Raw genomic sequence first — 24,239 nt, 5'->3', positions numbered from 1 at the left:
TAGAACTTGAGCAAGTCCCATGCCATCGGTGCTGCGGATTTTGCGGTGCAGCTAATCAGTCCTGTTGGCCGCGATTATTCCTCCGGTGAAGTTCGAAGCAGTCCACTGGAAGGTGGATTGATTTCAGCTTTGCGCGCGTTGGCAGGCACGTCGAGCCCGGCACCGAACGACGGCGCCATCGGCGGCGTATCGAGGTCGCGCCAATCGTCGATCGCCTGGGCCACCATCTGCGCCGTCGCCGCCGACAGCGTCCAGCCGAGATGACCGTGGCCCGTGTTGTAGAACACGCCCGGAATCCGTCCGGCGCGAACCACCGGCATCATGTTCGGCATCATCGGGCGCAAGCCCGCCCATGGCACGACTTTCGACGTATCGATCTCCGGGAAATGATGCCGCACCCAGTCCACCAGCGGTTGAATGCGATCGGCGCGAATGTCGCGGTTGAAGCCGTTGAACTCGGCAGTGCCGGCGACGCGGAAGCGGTCGGCGCCAAGCCGGCTGGTGACGATCTTCGCAGCTTCATCGAGCAGGCTGACGGTTGGGGCGGCATTCCGGCTTTGCGGCGCATCGAGCTGCACCGTGATCGAATAGCCCTTCACCGGATAGACATTGACGCGATCGTTGAGCAGGCTGGCGAAGTGGCGGCTCGCCACGCCGGCGCAAATCACGATCCCGTCCGCCTGCAGCTGCTGGCGTGTCGGGACCGCAGCATCATGTGAAGCAGCTTCGTTCCAGCCGATGCGGAAGCCGTCATCGCCGCGTGCGATGGTGTCGACGTCGGCTTCATGGACGAAGCTCGCGCCACGGCGGATGCAGGCGTCGGCAAGCCCACGCGTGAATTTGTGGATATCGCCGGTCGCGTCCGACGGCGTGAAGAAGCCGCCATAGCAGGTTGTCTGCAGCGCGGGTTCGATGACGCGGATTTCGTCCGGGGTCACCGGCCGGCGGTCGAGCCCGCCTTGCTGCAGCAGCGTGTTGACCTTGAGGCCGGCTTCGAAGCCGGCCCTGTCGTGATAGACGTGCAGGATGCCGCGGCGTTCGAGATCGAAGGCGATGTTCTCGCGCTCTGCGATCGAGAACAGATGCTTGCGCGCTTCGATGGCGAGCTTCGTGGTCTCGATGGTGTTGCCGCGATAGCGCGTGATGTGGCCTACGAACTCGCCGATCCAGGAATATTTGTGCCAGCTCGGCTTCGGGTTCATCAGCAGCGGCGCGTCGCTTCTCAGCATCCAGCGCAGCCCCTTGAGGATGGTCGCGGCGCTGTTCCACACCTCGGCATTGCTGGCGGAGAGTTGTCCGCCATTGGCGAACGAGGTTTCCATCGCGGCGTAGCGATGCCTGTCGAGGACAGTCACCTTGTAGCCGCGTTCAAGCAGGGCATAGGCCGTCGTTACGCCGGTGATGCCGGCGCCGATGATCGCGATGTGTGGCATGATAGTTGTCAGGCTCCCGTGGGTTAGAGTCGCCGAACCACCGGTGAAACCGGCATCGGCGCCCCATCTGTCACGGTACCTGAGAGCTTGATCCGCATCGGGCCGGGGCCTGAAGCGAACTATCCCCTTCGGTGGACGTCATGGCCCTCGATGTGCGGCCATGTTCGTCTCTCTCCAGATCGTCCTGACGATACAGTCCTTTTGCCTGAGAGTTTCCGGGGCGGTTGCTCCGTCGGCGCCGAAGGCAACAACACGATTGTTGTCGCTTCGATCTCTCCCGCATCGTCGCGTTGGACGGCCGGACCGTAGGCGAAGCCTCAAAAATGGACAAGGCTAAATTTCGATCCGGCAGTGCCAACGTGTTGTGCAGTGCAATCGATGTCAGTCCAGCGTCGCCAGCAGTGCCGCCATCAGGCGGCCGCGCTCGGCGAGGCTGTCGACCTCGATGTGCTCGTTGAGCGTATGTGCATCGGCGCCGCGAACGCCGAGGCCGTCGAGCGTGGGGATGCCCATCGCGCCGGTGAAGTTGCCGTCCGAGCCGCCGCCGGCGCTGCCGTGCGGCAGATCGAGACCCATCGCTGCCGCAAGGCCTTTTGCCTTTTCATACAGCGCCATGGTGCCCGCATCCGGCTCCCACACCGGGCGCGTAACGCCGCGCGTCACCTTGAAGGTCACGTCGTTGGTGGTGCCCGACAATGCCAGCATGCGCTCGACGCCACGGTCGAGATCGGCCTGGCGCTTGGCCATGCTGAGCGCTTCGCCGGTGCAGGTCGTCGCGACGCAATTGACCCACTGGCCGCCATGCACGATGCCGACCGAGAAGGTGCAGTCCTCGGTGGTCATGCCGTCGATGGCGATGATCTGCCGCGCCATCTCGCGGATCGCGGAGCGGCCGGAAGACAGCGTTGCGCCGGCGTGGCTGGGCTTGCCGGTGGCTTCCAGATTGAAGCGCGCGATCGCGTAGCGGCCGGTGACGACGCCGTTGTTCGGACGGCCGGGCTCCGGCACCAGCACATATTTGTTGCGCGCGGCTTCCGCCTCGATGATGTCGCGCGTCGACGGCGTGCCGACCTCTTCGTCGGGGGTGAACAGCACGGTGATCGGCAGCGGAGTCGTAAAGGAGGCGCGCGCCAATTGCCTGATCGCCTCGATCGACAAATAGTTGCCGCCCTTCATGTCGAAGATGCCCGGCCCGAAGCACTTGTTGCCTTCGCGCCGCCACTTCAGCTTCTCGATGGTGCCGACGGGGTGAACGGTGTCCAGATGGCCGGCGATCAGGATGCCGGGCTGGCCTTGTTTCGGATGGGGAAAACGGGCGCGGACGCAGCCCGCGAAGCCCTGGCGTCCGGCGATGCGCTCGATCGTCGCACCCATGATCGCCATCTCGCGGGCGGCGAGATCGAGCATGCGTTCGACCGCGGCGGCGTCCCAGGTCGGGCTTTCGCATTCCACCCAGCTGCGCAGGCCCTGCAGCATCGTTTCGGAATCAAAGGGGAGATTGGCGGGGTTCATCGTTGTTCTCTCTTGTTGTTCTGACGGCGCCGGCATCGCGCGCGCGTTACGAAAATCTCAGCCGACGATTTTGTAAAGCCAAAATCTGGCGCGCGGCCTCATTCGTTTGTGTACGTCCGATGCGACCTGAAACCGATTGACGCGCTTGGCGCTTGGTGCAAGTCTCGATTTCACAAGCCATACAGCATGTTAGTTCGCCTAAATAACGAACCGCATGCATAACGAATAAGCCGGCTTTGACCAGTTACACGTCAGGAGAGATTGCATGTTCCCTATCTCGCGTTGGAAGCGCCGCACGCTAGCGGCTGCGTTGACGGCGCTCGCGCTGTCGTTCGCACCGCAGGAATTGTCTTTCGCACCGCAGGCGATGGCCGCGGGCAAGACCATCACCGCGGTGATGCACTCGGATCTGCGCGTCATCGATCCGATCATGACCACGGCCTACATCACCCGCGATCATGGCTACATGATCTATGACACGCTGCTGGCGACGGATTCCAATTTCAAGATCCAGCCGCAGATGGCGGACTGGAAGGTTTCCGACGACAAGCTGACCTACACGTTCACGCTGCGCGACGGTCTGAAGTGGCACGACGGCGCGCCGGTCACCGCGGAAGACTGCGTCGCCTCGCTGCAGCGTTGGGGCAAGGTCGACGGCATGGGCCAGAAGCTGATGGACTTCGTCGCGAGCCTGGAGGCGACCGACGCCAAGACCATCACGCTGAAGCTGAAGGAACCCTACGGCCTCGTGCTGGAATCGATCGGCAAGCCGTCGTCGCGCGTGCCGTTCATGATGCCGAAGCGTCTTGCCGAGACGCCGCCGGACAAACCGATCCCGGAACAGATCGGCTCCGGACCGTTCAAATTCGTGCAGGCGGAATTCCAGCCGGGCGTGAAGGCGGTCTATGAGAAGAACAAGGACTACGTGCCGCGCAAGGAGCCGGCGAGCTGGACCGCGGGCGGCAAGGTCGTCAAGGTCGACCGCGTCGAGTGGGTCACGATGGCCGATGCGCAGACCGCGGTGAACGCGTTGCAATCCGGCGACATCGATTTCATGGAGAACCTTCCGTTCGACATGCTGCCGGTGCTCGAAGCCAATCCGGATCTCAAGATCGACGTCCTGAACAAGTTCGGCTTCCAGACCCTCGGACGCATGAACTTCCTCTATCCGCCGTTCGACAATCCGAAGGTGCGCCGGGCTGCGTTCCTGGCGATGAACCAGAAGGACGTGCTCGACGCGCTGGTCGGCAACGCCAAGTACCAGAGGATCTGCGGCGCCTTCTTCGTCTGCGGCACGCCGCTCGAGACCGACGTCGGGGCCGAAACGCTGGTGAAGGGCAACGGCCTGGCGGAAGCCAAGAAGGCGCTTGCCGCATCCGGCTATGACGGCACCCCCGTGGTGATCATGGCGCCGGGCGACGTCACGACGTTGAAGGCCCAGCCGGTCGTGGCTGCGCAGCAGTTGCGCGAGGCCGGCTTCAAGGTCGACCTGCAGGCCACCGACTGGCAGACCGTCGTGACCCGCCGCGCCAGCCAGAAGCCGCCCAAGGAAGGCGGCTGGAACATGTTCTTCACCAACTGGGTCGCGGCCGACGTCTCCGATCCGATCGTCAACGCGTCGATCACCGGTCGCGGCAAGAATGGCGGCTGGTTCGGCTGGGCCGAAGACCCGAAGATCGAGGAGCTGCGTGACAAGTTCGCACGCGCCGGCTCGGCTGAGGAAAAGAAGAAGATCGCCACGGAAATCCAGACCGAGGCCTACGATCAGGTGATCTACGTTCCGCTCGGCCAGTACACCATCCCGAGCGCGTGGCGGAAGTCGCTGACCGGCGTGCTCGACGGCCCGGCAACGCCGATCTTCTGGAACATCGACAAGTCCGAGTAAGCTTGCGGCTTGACGCAAAACAAATGGCCGGGACTTGTCCCGGCCATTTTCTTTTCGCGCTGTCGCTTGTCAGGTGTGGCTGTCGCGGAGCTGCTCCAGTCCGTCGCTGAGCGGTGGCCCGCCTTGTGGTGCGTCCTGCGGCGGGGAGGGGCGCTCCTTGCGCTGATCGGGTTGGTCGGTTGCGCGCTGCGCGGATGGATCGTCGTTCGGCATCGTCATGCTCCAATTGCGGCATGACAACGAATACGCAGTGCACGGGTTCCGAACCGGCGACCGCTAATCGCCGTGGCCTGGTCTCATGCTGCTCGGGTTCGACAGGCTCGTGAGCTGTGTCGGTCCGATGCCGGTTCTGTTGATCCAGACCACCGCTCCGGCGGCAAACGCGAGCAGTCCGTACATCATGATCGCGCCGCGGATCCATCGCCGGTAGATCGCGCGGTCGTCGGGCGCAGCGTTGCGGAAATTCTGTGCATTGAGCCCGTTGCTGCAATGAGCCGCATCGTCGCCATGCTCGAGAGTAAAGGCACCATGATCGCGCGCCGTTTCGCTAGCAATCCGATTGCTCTTCGCAATCCGATTGCAGTTTGCAATCCGATTGCGCTTCGCAATCTCCATCGCCGATCTCCGACCAAAATTGATTTCGAAATGCAACAGCCGCGAAAATGCGCGGCCGGAATTTCCAATGCGGGCAAGACTACGACAGTCAGCGATCGCGGCGTGTGAACCACGCCACAGCCGGAAAACACGACGCTGGGCCGCTCGGGTGCGCGTGGCATGCGAAGGTTGGTGCGGGCGGTGGGACTCGAACCCACACGACGTTGCCATCGAGGGATTTTAAGTCCCTTGCGTCTACCAGTTCCGCCACGTCCGCGTTGCGCCAGGCGCGCCGATTTCTAGCGCGTTTGGGCGCGGAGTGGAATTGTCATTATCCGGTGCTAACAGGTGAGCTTTCAAAGGCTTAAGCGGCGGCCCGCAATTCCATTTGCCTCGGCGGCCGGGCATTGGGATAAGCAGCGCGCCGCCGCGATTGAGCCTCAATCCGGACACCGGTGGCTGCTTTAGGCAATCTCAACACTGTCCGGTTAAGAAAGCTGAATGTCCGTTCGTTTCCCACGCCGCCTGAAGCTGTCGCGCGCGGCGGCCGTCATCGCGCTGCTCGCCTCGGCCGCGGGCGTTTCCGGCTGCGCGCAGATCGGCGACACCGTACCGTCGGCATTCGCCGATCCCGCCAAGTACGAGCTTTATGATTGCAAGCAGCTCGAGAACGAGCGCAGCAATCTCAAGACCCGCGCGGCGGATCAGGAAAAATTGATGGCCAAGGCGGAGACCGGCTTCGGCGGTACTGTCGTCTCCGAGATGGTCTATCGCAACGAGCTGATCTCGATCCACTCCCAGCAGAAGCTGGCGGATGAGGCCTGGCGCAAAGGCAGGTGCCATGAAAGCACGCCGGACACGCCTGCGGCCGCGGCCCCCGCGGCTCCCACGCCGGCGGCGAAGGGCCCGCGCGCACCGCGAGGCCTCGTCCACTAAGCTTGCGTTTCCGGACGAGCCGGTCGTGATCGGCCGAGCTCAGGCGCGCCAGTCGTAAATCCAGTCCTGCCGCGCCAGCATGCGCTCCGGACCGATGGCGCGGATCGCCAGATCGCGCGCGATCGCCGCCGGCCCGCGCAAATGATAGATACGGCCCTGCTGCCGCGCCAGGCGCTGCACTTTCAGCACGCGCCCGCGCCGCACCCGTGCGTAGCGCGTCAACGCGGCGGGAATGCCCGCGGTGTTTTCCCCGGTGCTGTCGCTCAAGGCCTTGGCGAGCACGGCCGCATCCTCGATCGCCATGCCGGCGCCTTGTGCGGCGAACGGCAGCATCGCATGCGCGGCATCGCCGAGCAGCGTCACCGCGCCTTCGCTCCAGCGGCCGATGTCGGGCAGGGTGAACAGCGCCCATTTGCGCCAGCCGTCGACCGCGCCGATCAGCATCCGCGCTGTAGTGGGCCAGCGCGCGGTGGCGAATGCAGCCTTGATCTCGTCGATGTCGCCGGGCTCGCTCCAGCCCGGCCGGTTCCAGGTGCCCGATACGATCGCGACCACGTTGATCTGGCGTCCGGCCGAGATGGGATAGGCGACGAGATGCGCGTCCGGTCCCATCCAGAGCTGCACGCGCGGTGCGGTGTATTCACGCGGCAGGGCGGTGGCGTCCAGCGTGCCGCGCCAGGCGATCAGGCCGGAGAATTGCGGCTGCACATCCGGAAACAAATGCCCGCGCACCGACGACCAGATGCCGTCGGCGCCGATCAGCGCGACGGCCAATTCCTCCTGCCGTGAATTGCCGCGGCGTTGGACGACGGTGAGGCCTCGCGCATGCTTGGTCACATCCTCGAACTGGCAGCCGAGCCGCAGATCGATATCGGGATGGTCGCTCGCGGCGGCCTGCAGCGCGGCCTGCAAGTCGGCGCGGTGGATTACCCAATAGGGTGCGCCGGCGCGGAACTCGGCGGCCTGGCCAAGCGGCATCCGTGCGATCTCGCCACCGGCTCGCGCGCTCAGGATGTTGACGGATTCAGGCGTGACCGCGCGCCGCGCAAGCGGTTCCTTGAGCCCGAGCTCGACCAGGATGCGGCTGGCATTGGGAGAGAGCTGGATGCCGGCGCCGGCTTCCTCGAGCCGTTCGGCCTTCTCCAGCACGACGACGCGAAAGCCCTGTGCCGCCAGTGTCAGCGACGCCGTCAGTCCTCCGATCCCGGCGCCTGCAACGATGACGGTTCGCGTCAGCGCCACGGAGCGGTCAGGCGACCTTGTCTTTCAGCACGCATTCCGGCGGCCGCGCTTCGCCGGCCGCGAGGTCGGATGCGAAGCGATAAAGCGTCGAGCAGTACGGGCAGATAATCTCGTTGTCATTGCCGAGGTCGAGGAACACGTGCGGATGGTCGAACGGCGGGTTGGCGCCGACGCACATGAACTCCTGCGATCCGATTTCGATCACCGAGACACCGGCATCGTTATGGAAGTGCGGGACGACGTGGTCGGACATATTCTCACCTTGATGGCAACGATGGGCAGACGCAATCAACAGCATGCGGCATCGCGAAATGCCGCGCACCATACTGGCGGGAACAGTTGATTCCTAGAGCCCCGATGGCTCATTTGCTCATGCAAATTCGACACAATCTTGTCGTCCCAGAGAAGCCCTCCTTTGGTCGGAGCCGTTGTGTCGCAAAAACGGCACACTATCTCCAAGGCGAATAAAACTAGAGGTTTTATCGGGATGAATCGGGTGCGCGTCAGCTTGGCGGTGGTCGGCGTGGCAGCAAGTGCTGCCGTGGGCGCGGCTATTTGGCCGCACGCCCGTGATGCCGGCACCGTGCTGGCGGCGCGGGACGATCCCGCTGCGCTCGCCGACATCAGGCTCAATTCCGTGCTGCGCAACAACCCGGCGTTGATCGCGGACAATATCGAGGCGGCACTGGCTTCCGGCGATGCCGACCTTGCGGCCAGCTTTGTCGAACTCGCCGGCGAGAAGAGCATCGCACTTAGTGACGATCTCACCAAGCGCGTCGATGACGCGCGCGCCGAGCAATCATCCAGCATGCATTACGCCAAGGGGTTCGCCACCGGCCTGGTGACCGGCAATGCCGACGATGTCGCAAGCCTGTCCGGCACGGTCGCCGGCGACCTGTTCGTATTCGGTGATGTCCGGGACGTCGTGCGCGAGGGCAAGCACCTCGTGATGGGCGAGGACACCGACCAGCTGGTGCTCGGCCTCGCGGCCGCCGGGCTCGCGGTGACCGCGGCCACCTATGTGTCGGTCGGCGGCGCCGGGCCGCTGCGCGCCGGGCTGACGCTGGTCAAGGATACGCGCAAGGCCGGACGGCTGAGCGAGGGGATGATCGAATGGGCCGGACGCTCGACCCGCGAGGTCGTCAATCAGCCGGCGCTGCGCGAGGCGGTCGTATCCGGCTCGGTGCTGCGGCCGGTGGAAACCGCAACCGCGATCCGCGCGGCCTTCCGCGCCGAGAAGGCCGGCGCGCTGGTGCGCGTCGCCAAGGACGTCGGGCGCATCGGCGAGGCGGCCGGGGTTCGCGCTGCGCGGGATACGCTGAAGGTCGCCGAGAATCCGAAGGAGATCGCGCGGGCGGCGCGGATCGCCGAGGTGAAGGGCGGCCAGACCCGCGCGATCCTGAAGCTGCTCGGCCGCGGCGCGCTGCTGCTGGCGGCCGGCGCATTCAATCTCACCATGTGGCTGTTCGGAGCGCTGCTGGCGCTGTTCGGCTTCCTGTCGTCGATCAAGGCCACCACCGAACGGGCCACCGCCTGGTGGCTCAGACGAAGCAAGGCGCTGCGCCTGAAGCGGCAGATGGCCGCTCAGGCTACCTTGGCGAGTATGCCCGCCCAGGGTTAGGCTTGCGGTCGCCTGTCGATCGCCAATCGCAAATCCCAAGAACAAACGGAATGGATGATGCCGAGTTTCCATCACGGCGATGTTGAAATTGCCTTTATCGACGAAGGCGCGGGCGAACCGATCGTGCTGGTGCACGGCTTTGCCTCGAGCAAGAACGTCAACTGGATCTACCCGACCTGGGTGTCCGATCTCGTCAAGGCCGGCCGTCGGGTGATCGCGCTCGACAATCGTGGCCACGGCGAATCCGCCAAGCTCTACGATGCCGCGCAGTACGAGATCGCGACCATGGCCGGCGACGTGATCGCGCTGATGGACCATCTCGGAATCGCGCGCGCCGACATCATGGGCTATTCGCTGGGCTCGCGGATGACCGCGATCCTGGCGCGAGAGAATTCCGATCGGGTGCGCTCGGCGATCCTTGGCGGGATCGGCATCGGGCTGATCGAGGGCGGCGGCCCCGGCGAGGCGGTCGCGCTGGCGCTGGAGGCGCCGTCGCTCGACGATGTCACCGACCCGGTCGGCCGTACCTTCCGCGCCTTTGCCGATCAGACCCGCTCCGACCGCCGCGCGCTCGCCGCCTGCCTGCGCGGCTCGCGCCGCCTGATGACGCGCGAGGAGGCGGCCGGCATCCGCGTGCCGGTTCTGATTGCGGTCGGCAGCAAGGACGAGATCGCGGGCTCGGCGTCAGCGCTCGGCCGGATCATTCCGGGTTCGGAGGTGCTCGACATTCCGAACCGCGATCACATGCGGGCGGTCGGCGACAAGGTCTACAAGACCGGGGTCATCGACTTCCTGTCGCGGCGAAAATAGATCGTCGGCTTCATCCCTGGCGAAGGCGCGCGCGGCCGCGATCAGCACCACGAAGGTCGCGACCCACACCATGCGCGCGCCGTAGCGGTCGTGCGGTCCCGAGATCACGCCGCAGACAAAGGCATTGCCGAGCAAGGCGAGCGTGACCGTGCCCGCCAGCAACGTCAGATCGTCGAGCCGCCGCTGCCACAGTCCGCGGCCGAACAGGATGACGACCAAGAGCATCGAGCCCAGCGCGACCGGCACGTGGATGCGGTTGATCGCGGTGAAGTCGAGGTGCCAGCGTTGCTGCCGCGCCGCGCGCATCGGCCGGACCTGTTTGGGAATGTAGCGCTCGATGATCCCGTAGGTATGCGGGATCCAGCCATTAGCGCCTTCGCCTGTCGCGACATGCATGAGCTGGTCGGCGGTTGCCGTTAGCGCCGCCTTTGCCTGCCATTCCGGATATTCGGCCAGCGAGCGCAGCACGATGTAGCCCATCTCGTCATTCAGTCCCTTGAAGCGGCCGAGCGTGTTGAACATGCTGTGGCCCCACAGGAAGTCGTCGGCGGTCGGCGGCAACTCGTTGCGATAGGGGCACAGCTTCAGCTTCTCCGTCGCGCAATGATCGTGCAGATATTGCGCGACGATGCCATCCTGGAGCATGCGGCCGAAGGCGACGCCATAGCCGCCGGGCGTCCAGGCCAGCTGTCCGGACAGCGCAAAGTTCGCCGCCAGCAGCATCGCCGCGCCGGCGACGGTGGTCAGGCTGCCTTGCACGAGGCCCGCGACCGGAATGTGGCGGCCGAGCCCCGGACGCAGCATCCAGCCGACGCAGCACAGGCCGAGCAGCACCGCCAGCGTCGCGCTGTGCGTGGCGGCCGAGAACGCGATGAACCCGAACAGCACCGCCTTCTCCAGCGTCGAGATCCGTTCGCCGTGCAGGACGAGGATGAAGAGCGCGAGCACCGAAAGGCCGGCGAAGATGTCGGTCAGCAGCATGCTGTCCAGCCAGGGCAGGGCGGTGGTTGCGATCAGCGCGAGGCTGATCGCGATCAGCCGGACCGGCCGGGCGAGGCCGAGCACGCGCAGCGTCAGCTGCAGGATCCAAAGCGTCGCCAGGGTCTGGATGCCGAGGTTGAGCCAGAAATCCGATGTCTCGCCGACATGGAGGTAGATGCCGAATACCGTGGACCGGCTCGGCACCAGATAGCCCTCATACCAGCGCGCCAGATAGCCGCCGGTATCCCATTGGAGCAGCGGATAGCCGTTCCAGAAGGCAGGGGCGAGCAGCAGGAGGGGGATGGCAATGGTCGCGATCCAGACCGACCGCGCGTCGGTCAGGCGGGCACCTAAACTCCGGGTATTGATGATGTTTCCCCCTTTTATTGGGGCCGACCATGCCCAAAACCACACGGCGGACGAAATCCGCCAATAGTTGCAGAAGCACGGCTTGATTTCGGCAAAATCCCGACCAATTCCCCTAGACGCCGGCCCGGGGGTGTTCGGCTGGGGTTTACCGTACTGAGCCATCCCGGGACGCGCTGGGTCCATCGTGCTATAACGCACATCAGAACAACCGAATTGCGAGAGCAGCTATGGCAGTTCATCAGGTCAATCCGCAGGGAGGCAAGCTTGCGGCGCTCGATCCGATCTGGGATCGAATCCGCGGCGAGGCGGAGGACATCCTGCGGCGCGAGCCGGAACTCGCATCCTTCATCTATGCGACCGTGCTGCATCATGAGCGGCTGGAAGATTCGGTAGTCCATCGCATTGCCGAGCGGCTCGATCACGCCGCGCTGTCGGGCGATTTGATCCGCCAGACCTATGGCGAGGCACTGCGCGACGAGCCCGATATCGGCAACGCGTTCCGCGCCGACCTCGTCGCCGTCTATGACCGCGATCCGGCGACCTCGCGCTTCATCGATCCCTTGCTCTACTTCAAGGGCTTTCACGCGCTGCAGACCCATCGTCTCGCGCACTGGCTCTATCAGAAGGGCCGCAAGGATTTTGCCTTCTACCTGCAGAGCCGCTCGTCGGCCGTGTTCCAGACCGACATCAACCCGGCCGCCAGGATCGGCCGCGGCATCTTCCTAGATCATGCCACCGGTTTCGTCTGCGGCGAGACGGCGGTCATCGAGGACGATGTCTCGATCCTGCATGGCGTCACGCTCGGCGGCACCGGCAAGGAGAACGAGGATCGCCATCCGAAGATCCGCCACGGCGTGCTGATTGGCGCCGGCGCCAAGATCCTCGGCAATATCGAGATCGGTCATTGCGCGCGCATCGCGGCCGGCTCGGTCGTGGTCAAGCCGGTGCCGCACAACGTCACGGTCGCGGGCGTGCCGGCGAAAATCGTCGGCGAGGCCGGCTGTGCCGAGCCGTCGCGCACCATGGACCAGATGCTCAGCGCGATCGGGCTTTGATTTCACTCGCTTTCTGATCGCCGCGCGTTCCTGAGCGAAGTGGGCGCCGGTTCGCGTGAAGAAAACGCCACAAAGCACAAAACAAGAGTCGTGTGCGCAACATCACGTCGCCAAAGCCTGAAAAGGCTCTAGCGATCTTTGCCGTCTCGTCCTAAAACTCCCCGGAAAATCATCGACCCGATTGGAGACGGCCGTGGACGTTCAGGAAGTCAGGAAGCTCGACGCGTATCTCAAACGCGTGTTCAGCAATCCCAAGATCCGCGTGGTGCCGCGGCCCAAGAAGGACGACTCGGCCGAGGTCTATATCGGCGAGGAGTTCATCGGCGTGCTGTTCGTCGACGACGAGGACGATGATCGCTCGTTCCAGTTCCAGATGGCGATCCTGGAAGAGGATCTGGCCGAGTAAGGCGGAACAGCCTCGCCTTCACACGTCGTTACGACGAACTCGCGACAAAATTGCAGAGCGATTTTGCGCTGGAGCGACTGTCCTTCGCGGACACGTCGCTCCGCTTGCAATGACAGTGTCATCCCTTCGCGCTGTGCATCTGCGCGGAGAGACGGTTCATCGCGGTGGCGATGTCGCGCCACTGCGCGAGCCAGCTGCGCGGAAAGCGAAAGATCAGGTCGGCGCCGTCGATGCGCCGCTCACTCAGGCACATGCCGGGCGTCGAGGTGTCGCGCGTGCAGCGCGCGGTCAGCTGCGGCTCGCTCGCGGTGAACAGGTCCTCGCCGCCATAGGGCGTGCCGTCGCGGAACGCGCGCGCCGTCAGGCCGTCATCAATGTTTGCGCGCTCGTCGAGATAGCGCGGATAGATCGTGCGCAGGCGCATGTCCGGCGCGAGTGAATCGTGGTGCGCCGCGATCGATACGAAGATCCTGTCGATCGGCTGCACCTTGTCATCGACCGTATCGGCGCTGTAGTGCTTCGGCGCGGCGGGCGCGTCCAGCGACGGATAGAGGAAGCTCAAATCGACGCGCTCCTGCGGCCCGGAGTGGCGCTGGATCTTCATGCGCACCGCCATCGTCGGCACGTTGAACAGCGTGCCGCCGACGCTCACCGGCAGCCGCGACGGATCGCTCGGCGGGATGGTCGTGTAGGTCGGCCACAGCAGATAGGCGACAAGCGCGACCGCGCCCGCCGCGATCACCGCCGAGGCGATGATCGGAACGAGATGCGCGCGCGGGTTGCGGCGGGTGTCGCGGGCGAGATGCTGGGCGGTCGAGAGAAGCGTCATGAGCGAGGCTGAGATCAGGTCGGGAGTGGCCGAATCATCTGCCGAATATGCCACGTGGCGGGGAATTTCCGTACGATTCCAATGGAATCCGGGACCGAACGGCCATGCGCAAATGCCGCGCCTGACGTATCCGGTTAACCCTTCCTTAAGGATGATGTGGCGGCAGGCTGCCAATTCTGCGAAGCAGGGCCGGTGGCCTGTTGCGTAGCGGAAGTTCCGATGTCGCCCGATACCTTGAATTCCCTGTTCTCGCTCTTGATCGGTTTCGCGCTCGCGGGCGCGCTGGCCAACGGTTACCAGGCGATGGCGGAGCGCCCGGCCGGTTTCGGCCTGCTGCAGGAGGGCGCGGCGCCGAAGACCTTCGCCGCGGTCCCGTTCCTCGTCTTCGCCGCACCGTTCATCATCATGCGCAACACGCTGCGCGGGGCACGCATCGAGCGCCGCCGCTTCGAATTCGTGATGATGGCAACCGTCATCTCCGGCTTCTGGAGCCTGATGTCGGGCACCTTCTTCGTGATGACGCTGCGCGCTGCGGGCGTGCTGGCCTGATCCGATCATGATCCGCGGCCGATCACGGTTGCGCTTGCTTGAAACCATGTCGGCCGTCGTGCCAAGGTCTCCTGCGATCAGAGCTTCGGTTCTGATTGAATCAGAAACCGAAGCTCTGGATTTTCGTTTCGACGCGTTTTCTTCACGCGAACCGGTGTCCACTTCGCTCGAAAACGCTCCAGGGAGACCTCAATGGCGATCTACGAACTCGACGGGCAGGCGCCCGATCTTCCCGCCGACGGCAGCTACTTCATCGCCGACAATGCCGTTGTGATCGGCAAGGTCCGTCTCAAGTCCGCCGCGAGCGTCTGGTTCGGAGCCGTGCTGCGCGGCGACAATGAGTGGATCGAGATCGGCGAGGGCTCCAACGTCCAGGACAATTCCACCCTGCACGTCGATCCCGGCTTTCCCCTCAGCATCGGCAACAACGTCACCATCGGCCACAATGCGATCGTGCACGGCTGCACGCTGGAAGACGGCGTGCTGATCGGGATGGGATCGATCGTGATGAACGGCGCGCGGATCCGGCGCGGCAGCGTGGTCGGTGCCGGCTCCGTCATCACCGAGGGCAAGGAGTTTCCGGAAAATTCCCTGATCATCGGTGCGCCCGCCCGCGTGGTGCGTACGCTTGACGCTGCGCAGGCCGAGGCGTTGTCGCGGCCGGCGAAGTCGTACGCGATGAGGGGTCCGCAATACAAAGCGGGACTGAAGAAGATCGGCTGAGGCCTCAGCGCTTGCGGCCGCGCTTGCGCGCGGCGTTCGCTGCCGTGGTGCGAGGCTTCGCTGCGTCTTGCGGTCTCGTTGCCTGTAGTCTTGTTGCCTCCTGAAGTCTTGCGCTCTTGCGCAGCGCATCCTTCAGGTCGATCGGAATGCCGTGCTTCTTGAGCAGGTCGGCGAAAGCCTCGTCGGCGAGCTCCTGCAAGGTCGCCATCCGGTCGCGCCCGAGCTGCTTCAGCTTGTCGAAAGTGTCGTCGTCAAACTCGATCAGCTTGCGCAAATTGCATTGCTCCCAAACTGTATTGCTCCAACGCCTGTCGGAACCGGCGTTTTGCGGACTCGTTGACGCCCGCAAGGGAGAATTGCCATGCGTAAATTATCTGTCACCACCGCGCTCGCGACAATCGCGATTGTGCTGACGCCCGCGGTTACCGTCGCCCAAGGTACCGGGAGTGGCGCCGGGACCGGCAGCCCTTCGTCAGCCAGCCCGACATCGCCGCAAGCCGCTTCACCGCCGGCCGGGACCAACAGCGCCGGGACCGCGCAATCCTCCGGCGGCCCCAATACCGGCAGAGGCGTTACCACCGGATCGGCAACGACGACCGAGAGCGTCGACAAGGCCATCGCCGACGAGAACGAAAAAGTCGAGCGCCGTACGCGAGGCATCTGCCGCGGCTGTTAAGCTCTGACGGCCGCGCTTCGATGAACGCGGGTCGCGCAGATGTGAGCGCGACATAGGCGCGCGGTAGAAGCCGCGGTCCTAGATTGAGCTAGCATGCGCAGGACGCGGCGGAGGAGGCTTGAAAACAAAGCCTTTGAAAAAAGGAGTAACGGGTGATGTTGCGTAAAACGATGATTGCCTTGCTGGCGACGGCCTCGGTCGGTCTGTTCACCGTCGATGCTGCGTCGGCACGCGGTGGCTTCGGTGGCGGCGGCTTTCATGGTGGTGGCGGCTTCCGCGGCGGCGGCGGATTTGGCGGCTTCCACGGCGGCGGCGCTGCATTCCGGGCCATGGGCGGCGGCGGTGGCTTCCGGTCGGCTGCGATCGGCGGCGGTTGGGCCGGCCGCGGCTGGCACGGCGGAGGCTGGCGTGGTGGCGGCTGGAACGGTGGTTACTATCGGCGCGGCTGGGGCGGCGGCTGGGGCTATCCGCTCGCGGCGGCTGCGGTCGGCTTCGGGCTGGGCTATGGCGCCTACGATTACTATGACGGCTATTACGGCAATCCATACTACGCCGGCTACGGCTATGACGATGGTTACGGCGGCTGTTACGTCGTGCGCCGCGGCGTGATGACACCGTATGGCTGGCGCGTTCGGCCGGTGCAGGTTTGCAATTGAGCCATTCGCTCACGCATGGCCGGTCCATTCGCTCGCCATGCTGATGGTCTTGCAATGATCGGCGCGGCCGGCGTTTCGATGCCCGGCCGCCGCGCTGGGTCGGACACTGGTATGCAGCTTGCACCGCCTTGCAGCAGTCCGTGCGTGAGCGCGCCGCGAAAACAAATGGCCCGGCCGCGATTGAAGCCGGGCCCAGAGGACATCAAAGATGCTGACCATTCCTGACCTGACATTGCTGCTCATGGTGGTTGTTGCGAGCCTTGCCGTTGCGCTGATCTACATGCTGCGCGAGCTCGAGCCGAAGCTTGCGCGGCTGCGAGGTGGTCGCGTCTTGCGCGATCGCACCGAATAAGTCGGCAATTCCGTTCGCCGCGGCTTTGGCCGCGGTGATGCTGCGCATCCAGAGTCGTCAGCCGAGCACGCCGTATTTCTTCAGGCGGTCTGCGTCTTTCGCGCGGCGAGGGCCGCCTTCGGGATCTCGAGCCGGAGCTTTCCTGGTGGGCGGTCCCGAGCGGGATTCAAGGACCCCAAAAAACAAGGCCGTCGACGTAGTATACCGTCAACGACCTTGCCAGCCCCGGATATTGAAATCGGCTCACGCCATCCGGTCATTCGAAGATGACTCGGATTCGAAGGCCGATATGTGAACCAGTTCACAAAGTCAGGATTAATTCACGGTAACGGGCACTCATGATCGGCCGCCGCCGGCAGCCCTCGAGCGCGAAAGTTCCCCGTTAGATGATGATCTTGCTCGGGATTTGGCGCATTTTTATGGCTGGTCACCTGAGTGGGGCGGGGGTCTCCGTAGGCGTCAACCGCGCGACCTGTGGCGCTTCCGGTTGGCGCTACGGGTGGCCTTCGAGCGCTTGCGCGGCGCGGGCTCGGCGGCCGGCTCGTTGGCCTGCGCGCTCGCCAGCGACTGGCGCAAACCCTCGACCTGTTCGGTCAGCGCGGCGACCTGGTCGGAGAGCCTCTTGGCATCGGCCGCCTGCAAGGCGAACTGCTTGCGCATGGTCTGCAGCTGGTCCTGCACCTCCTGCAGCTGGTCGATGGATTCCTGCTGGGTCATCTCCATGCTCTTGGTCTTTTCCACCAGGGCCTCGGAGACCTGCGCGGTCCGCGCCTGCAACTGCCGCGCGGCCACCATGCGGTCGGTCTCCGGCACGTTGCCGGTGTAGGCGCGCCACAGTGCGATCGAGCCGATCCCGAACAGCACGAGCACCAGCGCCACGGCGCCGATCGCGATCGGCTGCACGCCAATCAGGCTGCTGGCTTGTGAATTCCGGGGGGCAAGTTCGACCATGCGACCAACAACCGGACGTCAATTGAAAGGTTCGAAATAGCACAAACCCCGGCGCGGGCAAAACCGGGGGGTGTGTAGACCACTGCGGCAGCAGCGAAATTTGTATCATATGTTAGTTTTCGGCCGTGCTGCCCGGCCCGCTCGAGGCACGATCGGCCTCTGGCCGACCCGGACTCTACCTCCCCGAATTCAGCCTCTGGGCGCGATCAGGCCGACCCGCATGTCCTTTGCCAGATAGACGCAAGCGCCGTCTGCGAGCACCCGGCCGTCGGCGATGCCCAGCACCAGCCGGCCGCGCCTGGCCCGGCGTATGTCGACCTCATAGCGCACCAGCCTGACATCCGGCGTGATGTGCCCCCTGAACTTGACCTCGCCGGCCCCGAGCGCGCGGCCCTTGCCGGGCGAGCCCGACCAGCCGAGCCAGAAGCCGATGATCTGCCACATGGCATCGAGGCCGAGGCATCCGGGCATCACGGGGTCGGCGGCAAAGTGACAGGCGAAGAACCAGTGGTCCGGCGCAATCTCGAGTTCGCCGACGACGTGGCCCTTGCCGAACGCGCCGCCGTCCAGGCTGATCTCGGTGATGCGGTCCATCATCAGCATCGGCGGTGCCGGCAGCTGCGCATTGCCCGGGCCGAAATAGCCGCCTTCGCTCGAGCGCAGCAGATCCGGCTTGCTGTAGGACGATTGCGGTGCGTGAAAATCGTGCGGATTGAACAAGATGGCCATCGATGTTTGGATTCTGGCTGAAGTTTAGCTGCGGCTGCGCCGCGTGGCTCTTGGCCGCGCGGACAGGGGTTTGGCAGGCAAGCCCAGCGCGGCGGCCATGAAGGCCCAGATGTCGCCGGTCAGCCTTGCTGGATCAGGCCGTCTTTCGCTCATGAGCGCGCCGATCAGCGCCTGGCGGATGCCGCCGATCATCAGCGCAATGGTGAGGTGAGGGTCGATGCCGCCGGGCACGATCCCGTCGCGCTGGGCCGCTTCGATCATGCGGGCGCCGGCGTCAAGCTGCCGGCCGGTGAAGGCGGTCTCGACATCGAGCACCTCGGGCGCGCGGCTGAGCGGTCCGATCACGAGGGGCGCAAACGGGTGGTCATAGTGAAAGGCGACATAGGCGCCGATCCGCGCCTTCTCCCGGTCCGCCCAGTCCGCGGCCGACAGCTTGGCACCGCCGAATGCCGCCGCATCAAGTTGTTCATAGAAGCCTTCGACCACGGCGGCGATCAGGCCCGCCTTCGATCCGAAGTGGTGGTAGGCGAGCCCGACCGAGACCTGGGCCCGCCTTGCGACGGCCTGCATCTCGAGGTGCCCATGGCCCTCGATGAGCTCGGCCTGCGCTGCCGAGAGCAGTCGTTCCCGTGTCCCCAGGCTCGTCGCGTCCATCGTGGATTCGCTGAATTGAATTCAATTCAATATCGCCGATGCTAGGATGTCAAGCCGCCGACGCGGATGGCAAAGCGAGCCGGTGAAGGGATGCGATGGCGTTTGCGATCAAGACCGAGATCCGAAATCCGCGGGCGAAGGTGTTCACCTTCACCGCGCAGAAGACCATGTATGGCGGCAAGCACATCGCGGCCGACGATGTCGTGTTCGTATTCGCGAGCGAGAACGAGGGCGGCAGCGGCCTGATCGCCCGCGCGATCGTCGCGTCGGCGGACGCGACACCGCGCAAGGTCGGCGTCATCAGGCAGACGCCGCGCGTCAGCATCACGGTCAGACGCACCGCATCCGCGGCGCGGCTGCTCGGGCGCGACCAACTCAAGCGCTTCAAGGATTGGGGCGACGGCCGGCCCGAGACCGAGCTGAATTTCAAATTCTATCGCCAGGCCACCAACAAGATCGTCGGCATCTCAGACGAGACCGCGGCGTTTCTCGAGCGGTTCTTCTAGTGTCCCGAATCCGAAGTTCGCATCATTTGCCGCACCTTCGGAGCGAACTTCGGATTCGATAAGGACACTAGCAAACTTATGATTCTAGTGTGCTTTATGAATGCGAAGTTCGTGAAAGTGGCTGCCGCGAAATCGCACGAACTTCGCATTCAGCACACTAGGCGTCGATCGACGCCGCTCAAAAAGGTGCGGCCACCCTTTGGGGGAAGGGTGGCCGCGCGCGAACCGGTCTGGGACGGGGAGGGGTGGGGATGTGACCGGGTCGCGAACTCGAAATTTCCTGTTCTGCTCAGCGCGAGCTTGCCGTTGCAACTGCAGGGCGGTTGTCACCGAGCGAGACCCACACATTGGGATCGCCCTGCGACTGCCGCTTGACGAAGCGGTAGCCAGTGTCCGTCCAGGCGACGATGCTCTCGTTCTGGTTATCGAGCACGAACTCGCCCTTGTCGGTCTTCACCGTCAGCACCGCGTGGCCTTCGCCCTTCTTGTCCCGGACCACCGTGATCAACAGCGCCTCGCGGGGCCAGCCGGCGTCCATCAGCATCTTGCGCTTCAGGAGCACGTAGTCCTCGCAATCGCCGTAACCGTCTGATGGCAACGACCATTTCTCGATCACGCCCCAATGATCCATGTCGGTCATCGGCTTGATGGATTCGTTGACCCACTTGTTGACCCGTACGAGGTCCCGCCAAGCGGTCTGCGACAACACGATGTCGCGTGGTTGCGTCGCGCCGCCGCGGCATTCGCCCGGATTGTCGGCACAGAATTCGACCCAGCCGATCGGCGAACGCGCAACGTCACCCAGGCTGGCGTAGACCACGTCGCCGGCCTTGGCCGACACGCACGTCGCAAACAGAATGGCGGCAACCGCCAAACCTTTCCCCTGTCCCCTGAACCCAAACATCGTGGCCCCCGTTCTTCTTGTTGGGACCACGTTTCGCACAAAGCTTTTGCGCCGCCGCTAAGTACGCAAAGTAGATTTGACGCGAATACTGGTAAAACCTGCGGCGAATTCGAACTGTACTTGAATCGAATTCGCGTAAAATTTGAGACAACTGCAATTGATTCAAATTTTATGCATTAACGCGGCAAGCGCTGCGCCAGCGCGGTTTGTTGCGTCAAGCGCTGCGGCCGTTAACCGCTGATTTTCACCGGGCCAAACGCGCCGAAGGCGGCCACCGGTGCACCGGTGGCCGCCTTCGCGGGCAAAAACAGGGGTCTTGAGCGGTTTTTCGCTTTACCTCGCGGTAACGCTCTCTTCGAGCGTTTCCGCCGATTGCTCGTGGACGAACTCGAGCGCGAAGCCTTCCTCGAGATTTCGCACCACGCGGGACTGTACCCGCCCGAGCATCACCAGCGATTTCAGCGGCGGGCGGTTCTCGGCGGCAATCGCAGCACCGGACAAAGAAAGGTCGATGATGCGGCAGGTCATCCGCGTGCCGTCTTCCTGGGTCAGCAGGGCGATCGGGTTGCGCGGCACGATACGGTCGTGGCGGCGATCCTCGGGCAGATTGAGGATGTCGCGGTTGGCGAGCCAGGTCAGCTGCGCGGCGAGCTTGTCGCGCTTGCGCGCGGTGGCGCCGATCGTCATCGCAAAGCCGTTGTCGATGATGCGGGTGATGCGTCCTTCGACCCGGCCGATATGGTCGAGATAGGCGATCACACGGTCGCCGACATTGCCGATGCCCGGCGCCAGCAAAGCGAGGCCGCCCGGCGACATGTTGATAATCTGGCAGGGAAACTCGCGCCGGTCGGGCAGCATGTAGCGGCCGAGCAGGTGCACCTTGACGCGCTGGAAGCGCCGCCGCTCCTCGGCTACGGGGACGACGGTAGTTTTCTTCTGTGCAAACGACATCACGACAAACCCGGCCACCGTCCATTCGGAGCCCCGACGACCCTAAGGCTGATAGGGTTAACGGGGCGTTACGGTTGTGAAAGGGAACTCGGACACGGAGCGAGAGAGACGGGGCGACGAACACGTGCACCGTACCCGAGGACGTCAGGCTCATTCATGTGCCGCGTCAGGTTCTCCGAACCATCGCGACGCGGCGTGAGCAGTCTCCCTTAGATCCGGCTCAATGTCTGTGGCCCAAGCCACAAACCCGTCGGGTCGTACCAGCACCGCGCTCAAGCCCATCCGATCGCCGGCCTCGCTTGCGACATAGCCGATCCGCCCATGCCAGCGATCGGCAAGCGCTTGCAGGGGCGCGCGCCGATCAAAGTCCAGCAGCAGGCCGCGACCATCCCTGAGCAGCTCGGCGAGCTTAGCCCCGCAGGCGAGCTCGAAGTCGGGCGCGCTGCGGCCCGCCAGCGGATGGTTGCCGCCAGGATCGTAGCGCAGCGAAACGCCCCACACGCGCTCGGCAAAGTAGGTCGCGCCGTCTGATGTCGCGATCAGGTCACGGATGATGGCTTCGAGCGCGCGCGAACTGCGGCTTGGCCGCATCAGCGCGACCTGGGCGCGCGACCAGTCCAGCACCTGCGCGCCCACCGGATGCCGCTCACGCGAATAGCTGTCGAGCAGATCCGCCGGTGCATCGCCGCGGATCGTGGCCGCGAGCTTCCAGCCGAGGTTCATCGCATCGCCCAGCCCGAGATTGAGCCCCTGGCCGCCGAGCGGAGAATGAAGATGCGCGGCATCGCCCGCGAGCAGCACGCGGCCCTTGCGGTAATCCGTCGCCTGACAGGCGCGATCGGTCCAGGTGGTGGCGAGCCGGAGCGCCGCCAACGTGACGTCTGTGCCGGAGACGCGGCGCAGTACCGCGTGCACATGCTCGCGCGTGATCGGCCGTGTTCGGTGGAAGGCGCCGCCGTCGAACTCCACCATCGCGATCGTGCCGGGCCGTGCGTAGGTATACATGCCCGTCGGCGTGTAGTGACGGCCGGTGCGGAGCTTGTCCGGATCTGATATCTCGACCTCGACCGAATAGCCGGTGAACTCGGGATCGGTGCCGACGAATTCAAAGCCGCCGGCCTTGCGCACCATGCTGCGGCCGCCGTCACAGCCGACCAGCCAGGGCGCATGGAACGTCTCGGCACCGGCGCGAACGGTGACGCCGTCGTCCGACTGATCGAACGCATCGACACTCAGGCCGCGCCTGATCTCAACCCCCATCGCGGTTGCGCGCGCGGCGAGGGCGGATTCGAGCGCCTCCATCTCGACCGCCATGCTGGTGCCTGCCGGGCTCGGCAGACGAAACGGCCATTTCGACGTGTCGAGATCATCGTGAAAGAACTGGATGCCGGCAAAATGGCCGGCCGGGCGGCGCGGCTGTCGCATCCAATGTGTGCCGTTCGGCGTACTGGCCGTGCCATCCTGCACACGCTGAGCCACCGCGATCTCATCCAGCATCCCGCGACGATAGAACGCCTCGATGCTCGGCGCCGAAAGGCCACGCATGCCGAAGGGCAGCCGCTTCAGCGGCGAATGCGGGTCGGCGGCCTGCTCCAGCACCAGGACCGAGCACCCTGCGAGCCGCAGCTCGCAGGCGAGCATCAAGCCGACCGGGCCGGCACCGGCAATCACGACATCATGGGGAAGGGGGTGGCGGTCGTGCATGGAGTGCTCCTTTGTCGGTGTTCGACCGGAGCGGTTCGTCGGGTTGAGAACCACACGGACGAACATTGGGCGCCTGGATGGCGCCCGGTGTTCGTCGTGGGGATCTCATGCACGAAGCAGGAGACCAGAGCTTTCGTTTTCGAAAGGACTTGGGCTTACCAAACCAAGTCTGCCTTTTCCGACGCGGCGTGTATAGCTGCGTGGCGTTCGATCCGCAACGGAAGATGCGCGGCTGCGGATTACTGGAACAATGCACTGCCGCGATGTCGCGGCGCGTTGGCGTTGCCTGGTTCGTCGACGCAGCGCGAGCCCGGGCGTGGCGCAAGATTGTCCGGCGTCTTGATGTTGCTCGCGAGTCCTGCGGCTTCGAATGCCTTGATCAACCACCAGCCGAGGTCGATCTGACCCGGCAGCAGCCCGAGCTTCGCGGAGCCGGGATAGGCGTGGTGATTGTTGTGCCAGCTTTCGCCCATGCTGATCAGGCCCGCGATGCCGACATTGTAGCCCTGGGCCGCGACGCCTTCGATGATCCAGGTCTGTCCGCCCTTGCGATGCGAGTAATGACCGATCAGCCAGTGACCGGTGACGCAGACGGCGACGCGGACGCAGATGCCCCAGACCAGCCAGCTCCACGAGCCGATCGCGAGGAACAGGATCGCCCAGGGCAATTGCTGCCACATCCAGGTTCGTTCGACGAAGGCGTAGAAGGGGTCATCGGCGAGCCGCCGTTCGAGCCGGAATTCGGGCGGGTGTTTCAGCACCAGCGTGCAGTGCAGTTGCCACCACGCGTCACGCCAGAAACCGGCGCGGTGGCAGGAGTAGTCGTGGCACGCCGTCTGGCGCTGCGCCCAGTCGCGGAAATCGTGCAGCCGCACCATGCCGTAGGGGCCAGCCATCCCGACCAGCGTGCCGAGATAGACGCAGAGCCGCTCCAGCGACAGCGGACAGTCGAAGCTCGCATGGATCAGGCGGCGGTGCATGCCGACCGAATGCCCGAAGCACAGCGTGACCCCGCTGGTGACGATGAATAATGCGAACGCGCTCCACGTGAACAGCAGCGGCCCGAGGACGATCGCGACCGCGGTCATGCTGCCAAGCCACAGCGATTTCGCCGGCGCCCATCGCACGCGCCCGTCCAGCGGATCGGTGCTGGCGTCCACGAAGATTCGCTCCGAGCCGGGTTGCGGCTTCATTCCGTCACCTGAGGTTGC

At 64.6% G+C, this 24,239-nt stretch carries 27 protein-coding genes, 1 tRNA gene, 1 pseudogene and 2 riboswitches; of the genes and pseudogenes, 13 read left to right on the top strand and 16 right to left on the bottom strand.

Going from position 1 to position 24,239, the window contains the following annotated elements:
• Positions 1-74: 74 nt before the first annotated feature.
• Complete coding sequence (locus J6525_RS35895) at positions 75-1,433, bottom strand: D-amino acid dehydrogenase (RefSeq protein ID WP_225648186.1); 1,359 nt, start codon at positions 1,431-1,433, stop codon at positions 75-77.
• A gap of 65 nt (positions 1,434-1,498) precedes the next feature.
• Positions 1,499-1,613: riboswitch (glycine riboswitch) on the bottom strand.
• A gap of 3 nt (positions 1,614-1,616) precedes the next feature.
• A riboswitch (glycine riboswitch) is annotated at positions 1,617-1,723 on the bottom strand.
• 91 nt (positions 1,724-1,814) lie between these two features.
• A complete protein-coding gene (locus J6525_RS35890; RefSeq protein ID WP_225648185.1) occupies positions 1,815-2,945 on the bottom strand; it encodes a M20/M25/M40 family metallo-hydrolase in 1,131 nt (376 codons plus the stop codon).
• Positions 2,946-3,210: 265 nt separating this feature from the next.
• On the opposite strand from J6525_RS35890, the gene J6525_RS35885 reads away from it, so the two are divergent.
• Complete coding sequence (locus J6525_RS35885) at positions 3,211-4,830, top strand: ABC transporter substrate-binding protein (protein WP_225648184.1); 1,620 nt, start codon at positions 3,211-3,213, stop codon at positions 4,828-4,830.
• A 69-nt stretch (positions 4,831-4,899) separates the two neighbouring features.
• Here J6525_RS35885 and J6525_RS35880 read toward each other — a convergent pair whose 3' ends face one another.
• A complete protein-coding gene (locus tag J6525_RS35880) occupies positions 4,900-5,049 on the bottom strand; it encodes a hypothetical protein (RefSeq protein ID WP_225648183.1) in 150 nt (49 codons plus the stop codon).
• Between the two features lie 66 nt (positions 5,050-5,115).
• On the opposite strand from J6525_RS35880, the gene J6525_RS35875 reads away from it, so the two are divergent.
• Complete coding sequence (locus J6525_RS35875) at positions 5,116-5,553, top strand: hypothetical protein (RefSeq protein ID WP_225648182.1); 438 nt, start codon at positions 5,116-5,118, stop codon at positions 5,551-5,553.
• Positions 5,554-5,614: 61 nt separating this feature from the next.
• Here the strand turns inward: J6525_RS35875 and J6525_RS35870 are convergent.
• A tRNA-Leu gene (locus J6525_RS35870) sits at positions 5,615-5,701 on the bottom strand.
• A gap of 224 nt (positions 5,702-5,925) precedes the next feature.
• Here J6525_RS35870 and J6525_RS35865 point away from each other — a divergent pair.
• Positions 5,926-6,360 carry a twin-arginine translocation pathway signal gene (locus J6525_RS35865; protein ID WP_225648181.1) on the top strand — a complete coding sequence of 145 codons (435 nt, stop codon included), beginning with the start codon at positions 5,926-5,928 and terminating at the stop codon, positions 6,358-6,360.
• A 39-nt stretch (positions 6,361-6,399) separates the two neighbouring features.
• Here J6525_RS35865 and J6525_RS35860 read toward each other — a convergent pair whose 3' ends face one another.
• Together J6525_RS35860 and J6525_RS35855 are read right to left on the bottom strand one after the other, a co-directional pair.
• The gene (locus J6525_RS35860) at positions 6,400-7,602 is read right to left on the bottom strand and encodes an FAD-dependent monooxygenase (protein ID WP_225648180.1); all 1,203 of its coding nucleotides are present in this window, start codon (positions 7,600-7,602) and stop codon (positions 6,400-6,402) included.
• A gap of 7 nt (positions 7,603-7,609) precedes the next feature.
• Complete coding sequence (locus J6525_RS35855; protein WP_018272338.1) at positions 7,610-7,855, bottom strand: zinc-finger domain-containing protein; 246 nt, start codon at positions 7,853-7,855, stop codon at positions 7,610-7,612.
• Between the two features lie 234 nt (positions 7,856-8,089).
• On the opposite strand from J6525_RS35855, the gene J6525_RS35850 reads away from it, so the two are divergent.
• Positions 8,090-9,223, top strand: a complete 1,134-nt coding sequence (locus J6525_RS35850) for a hypothetical protein (protein ID WP_225648179.1) — start codon at positions 8,090-8,092, stop codon at positions 9,221-9,223.
• A gap of 57 nt (positions 9,224-9,280) precedes the next feature.
• Positions 9,281-10,033 (top strand): alpha/beta fold hydrolase, encoded by a 753-nt coding sequence (locus tag J6525_RS35845; protein ID WP_141341163.1) that lies wholly within the window; start codon positions 9,281-9,283, stop codon positions 10,031-10,033.
• A 3-nt stretch (positions 10,034-10,036) separates the two neighbouring features.
• On the opposite strand, the pseudogene J6525_RS35840 reads toward J6525_RS35845, so the two are convergent.
• Positions 10,037-11,428, bottom strand: a pseudogene (locus J6525_RS35840) (hypothetical protein); the annotation flags it as partial.
• 182 nt (positions 11,429-11,610) lie between these two features.
• Here J6525_RS35840 and cysE point away from each other — a divergent pair.
• Both cysE and J6525_RS35830 read left to right on the top strand, forming a co-directional pair.
• Entirely contained in the window at positions 11,611-12,438 is an 828-nt protein-coding gene (gene cysE / locus J6525_RS35835) for a serine O-acetyltransferase (protein WP_092089661.1), read from the top strand.
• 193 nt (positions 12,439-12,631) lie between these two features.
• Positions 12,632-12,844: a DUF3126 family protein gene (locus tag J6525_RS35830; RefSeq protein ID WP_021077729.1), complete on the top strand. Its 213-nt coding sequence runs from the start codon at positions 12,632-12,634 to the stop codon at positions 12,842-12,844.
• 118 nt (positions 12,845-12,962) lie between these two features.
• On the opposite strand, the gene J6525_RS35825 is transcribed toward J6525_RS35830, so the two are convergent.
• Entirely contained in the window at positions 12,963-13,673 is a 711-nt protein-coding gene (locus J6525_RS35825; protein ID WP_168856765.1) for a hypothetical protein, read from the bottom strand.
• A gap of 219 nt (positions 13,674-13,892) precedes the next feature.
• On the opposite strand from J6525_RS35825, the gene J6525_RS35820 reads away from it, so the two are divergent.
• Together J6525_RS35820 and J6525_RS35815 are read left to right on the top strand one after the other, a co-directional pair.
• Complete coding sequence (locus J6525_RS35820) at positions 13,893-14,222, top strand: DUF6949 family protein (protein ID WP_028336117.1); 330 nt, start codon at positions 13,893-13,895, stop codon at positions 14,220-14,222.
• 192 nt (positions 14,223-14,414) lie between these two features.
• Positions 14,415-14,945, top strand: coding sequence for a gamma carbonic anhydrase family protein (locus tag J6525_RS35815; protein WP_225648178.1), 531 nt, complete (start codon positions 14,415-14,417; stop codon positions 14,943-14,945).
• Positions 14,946-14,949: 4 nt separating this feature from the next.
• On the opposite strand, the gene J6525_RS35810 is transcribed toward J6525_RS35815, so the two are convergent.
• Positions 14,950-15,219, bottom strand: a complete 270-nt coding sequence (locus J6525_RS35810) for a hypothetical protein (protein WP_225648177.1) — start codon at positions 15,217-15,219, stop codon at positions 14,950-14,952.
• An 87-nt stretch (positions 15,220-15,306) separates the two neighbouring features.
• Between J6525_RS35810 and J6525_RS35805 the strand changes: the two genes are divergently transcribed.
• The 3 genes from J6525_RS35805 (at position 15,307) to J6525_RS35795 (ending at position 16,629) form a co-directional block, all read left to right on the top strand.
• Complete coding sequence (locus J6525_RS35805) at positions 15,307-15,621, top strand: hypothetical protein (RefSeq protein ID WP_225648176.1); 315 nt, start codon at positions 15,307-15,309, stop codon at positions 15,619-15,621.
• A gap of 155 nt (positions 15,622-15,776) precedes the next feature.
• Positions 15,777-16,277: a hypothetical protein gene (locus J6525_RS35800; RefSeq protein ID WP_225648175.1), complete on the top strand. Its 501-nt coding sequence runs from the start codon at positions 15,777-15,779 to the stop codon at positions 16,275-16,277.
• A gap of 208 nt (positions 16,278-16,485) precedes the next feature.
• Positions 16,486-16,629 carry a hypothetical protein gene (locus J6525_RS35795; RefSeq protein WP_225648174.1) on the top strand — a complete coding sequence of 48 codons (144 nt, stop codon included), beginning with the start codon at positions 16,486-16,488 and terminating at the stop codon, positions 16,627-16,629.
• 459 nt (positions 16,630-17,088) lie between these two features.
• Here J6525_RS35795 and J6525_RS35790 read toward each other — a convergent pair whose 3' ends face one another.
• The 3 genes from J6525_RS35790 to J6525_RS35780 all read right to left on the bottom strand — a co-directional run bounded on the left by J6525_RS35790 (position 17,089) and on the right by J6525_RS35780 (position 18,963).
• Positions 17,089-17,580, bottom strand: a complete 492-nt coding sequence (locus tag J6525_RS35790) for a hypothetical protein (protein ID WP_225648173.1) — start codon at positions 17,578-17,580, stop codon at positions 17,089-17,091.
• Positions 17,581-17,769: 189 nt separating this feature from the next.
• On the bottom strand, positions 17,770-18,300 hold the full coding sequence (fabA, locus tag J6525_RS35785) for a bifunctional 3-hydroxydecanoyl-ACP dehydratase/trans-2-decenoyl-ACP isomerase (RefSeq protein WP_225648194.1): 531 nt from the start codon (positions 18,298-18,300) through the stop codon (positions 17,770-17,772).
• A gap of 33 nt (positions 18,301-18,333) precedes the next feature.
• A complete protein-coding gene (locus J6525_RS35780) occupies positions 18,334-18,963 on the bottom strand; it encodes a TetR/AcrR family transcriptional regulator (protein ID WP_092089655.1) in 630 nt (209 codons plus the stop codon).
• A gap of 95 nt (positions 18,964-19,058) precedes the next feature.
• On the opposite strand from J6525_RS35780, the gene J6525_RS35775 reads away from it, so the two are divergent.
• Positions 19,059-19,469: a hypothetical protein gene (locus J6525_RS35775; protein ID WP_092089654.1), complete on the top strand. Its 411-nt coding sequence runs from the start codon at positions 19,059-19,061 to the stop codon at positions 19,467-19,469.
• A gap of 289 nt (positions 19,470-19,758) precedes the next feature.
• Here J6525_RS35775 and J6525_RS35770 read toward each other — a convergent pair whose 3' ends face one another.
• The 4 genes from J6525_RS35770 to J6525_RS35755 all read right to left on the bottom strand — a co-directional run bounded on the left by J6525_RS35770 (position 19,759) and on the right by J6525_RS35755 (position 24,221).
• Complete coding sequence (locus tag J6525_RS35770) at positions 19,759-20,373, bottom strand: transglutaminase-like cysteine peptidase (RefSeq protein WP_026192955.1); 615 nt, start codon at positions 20,371-20,373, stop codon at positions 19,759-19,761.
• A 333-nt stretch (positions 20,374-20,706) separates the two neighbouring features.
• Complete coding sequence (locus tag J6525_RS35765) at positions 20,707-21,324, bottom strand: PilZ domain-containing protein (RefSeq protein WP_028342942.1); 618 nt, start codon at positions 21,322-21,324, stop codon at positions 20,707-20,709.
• A 150-nt stretch (positions 21,325-21,474) separates the two neighbouring features.
• Complete coding sequence (locus J6525_RS35760; protein ID WP_225648172.1) at positions 21,475-23,028, bottom strand: FAD-dependent monooxygenase; 1,554 nt, start codon at positions 23,026-23,028, stop codon at positions 21,475-21,477.
• A 239-nt stretch (positions 23,029-23,267) separates the two neighbouring features.
• Positions 23,268-24,221 (bottom strand): acyl-CoA desaturase, encoded by a 954-nt coding sequence (locus J6525_RS35755; protein ID WP_225648171.1) that lies wholly within the window; start codon positions 24,219-24,221, stop codon positions 23,268-23,270.
• Positions 24,222-24,239: the final 18 nt, after the last annotated feature.

Origin of the sequence: Bradyrhizobium australafricanum (assembly GCF_020329495.1) — a bacterium.
Classification (GTDB): Bacteria; Pseudomonadota; Alphaproteobacteria; order Rhizobiales; family Xanthobacteraceae; genus Bradyrhizobium; species Bradyrhizobium australafricanum.
Note: the sequence above shows the minus strand (reverse complement) of the source record. Positions and strands in the feature narration are given on the sequence as shown.

Bases quoted from the DNA above. Each gene is read 5' to 3' on its own strand.
- J6525_RS35895 (WP_225648186.1), bottom strand. From the start codon at position 1,433: ATGCCACACATCGCGATCATCGGCGCCGGCATCACCGGCGTAACGACG.
- J6525_RS35890 (WP_225648185.1), bottom strand. From the start codon at position 2,945: ATGAACCCCGCCAATCTCCCCTTTGATTCCGAAACGATGCTGCAGGGC.
- J6525_RS35885 (WP_225648184.1), top strand. From the start codon at position 3,211: ATGTTCCCTATCTCGCGTTGGAAGCGCCGCACGCTAGCGGCTGCGTTG.
- J6525_RS35880 (WP_225648183.1), bottom strand. From the start codon at position 5,049: ATGACGATGCCGAACGACGATCCATCCGCGCAGCGCGCAACCGACCAA.
- J6525_RS35865 (WP_225648181.1), top strand. From the start codon at position 5,926: ATGTCCGTTCGTTTCCCACGCCGCCTGAAGCTGTCGCGCGCGGCGGCC.
- J6525_RS35855 (WP_018272338.1), bottom strand. From the start codon at position 7,855: ATGTCCGACCACGTCGTCCCGCACTTCCATAACGATGCCGGTGTCTCG.
- J6525_RS35850 (WP_225648179.1), top strand. From the start codon at position 8,090: ATGAATCGGGTGCGCGTCAGCTTGGCGGTGGTCGGCGTGGCAGCAAGT.
- J6525_RS35845 (WP_141341163.1), top strand. From the start codon at position 9,281: ATGCCGAGTTTCCATCACGGCGATGTTGAAATTGCCTTTATCGACGAA.
- cysE (WP_092089661.1), top strand. From the start codon at position 11,611: ATGGCAGTTCATCAGGTCAATCCGCAGGGAGGCAAGCTTGCGGCGCTC.
- J6525_RS35825 (WP_168856765.1), bottom strand. From the start codon at position 13,673: ATGACGCTTCTCTCGACCGCCCAGCATCTCGCCCGCGACACCCGCCGC.
- J6525_RS35820 (WP_028336117.1), top strand. From the start codon at position 13,893: ATGTCGCCCGATACCTTGAATTCCCTGTTCTCGCTCTTGATCGGTTTC.
- J6525_RS35815 (WP_225648178.1), top strand. From the start codon at position 14,415: ATGGCGATCTACGAACTCGACGGGCAGGCGCCCGATCTTCCCGCCGAC.
- J6525_RS35805 (WP_225648176.1), top strand. From the start codon at position 15,307: ATGCGTAAATTATCTGTCACCACCGCGCTCGCGACAATCGCGATTGTG.
- J6525_RS35800 (WP_225648175.1), top strand. From the start codon at position 15,777: ATGTTGCGTAAAACGATGATTGCCTTGCTGGCGACGGCCTCGGTCGGT.
- J6525_RS35795 (WP_225648174.1), top strand. From the start codon at position 16,486: ATGCTGACCATTCCTGACCTGACATTGCTGCTCATGGTGGTTGTTGCG.
- J6525_RS35790 (WP_225648173.1), bottom strand. From the start codon at position 17,580: ATGGTCGAACTTGCCCCCCGGAATTCACAAGCCAGCAGCCTGATTGGC.
- J6525_RS35780 (WP_092089655.1), bottom strand. From the start codon at position 18,963: ATGGACGCGACGAGCCTGGGGACACGGGAACGACTGCTCTCGGCAGCG.
- J6525_RS35775 (WP_092089654.1), top strand. From the start codon at position 19,059: ATGGCGTTTGCGATCAAGACCGAGATCCGAAATCCGCGGGCGAAGGTG.
- J6525_RS35770 (WP_026192955.1), bottom strand. From the start codon at position 20,373: ATGTTTGGGTTCAGGGGACAGGGGAAAGGTTTGGCGGTTGCCGCCATT.
- J6525_RS35765 (WP_028342942.1), bottom strand. From the start codon at position 21,324: ATGTCGTTTGCACAGAAGAAAACTACCGTCGTCCCCGTAGCCGAGGAG.
- J6525_RS35760 (WP_225648172.1), bottom strand. From the start codon at position 23,028: ATGCACGACCGCCACCCCCTTCCCCATGATGTCGTGATTGCCGGTGCC.
- J6525_RS35755 (WP_225648171.1), bottom strand. From the start codon at position 24,221: ATGAAGCCGCAACCCGGCTCGGAGCGAATCTTCGTGGACGCCAGCACC.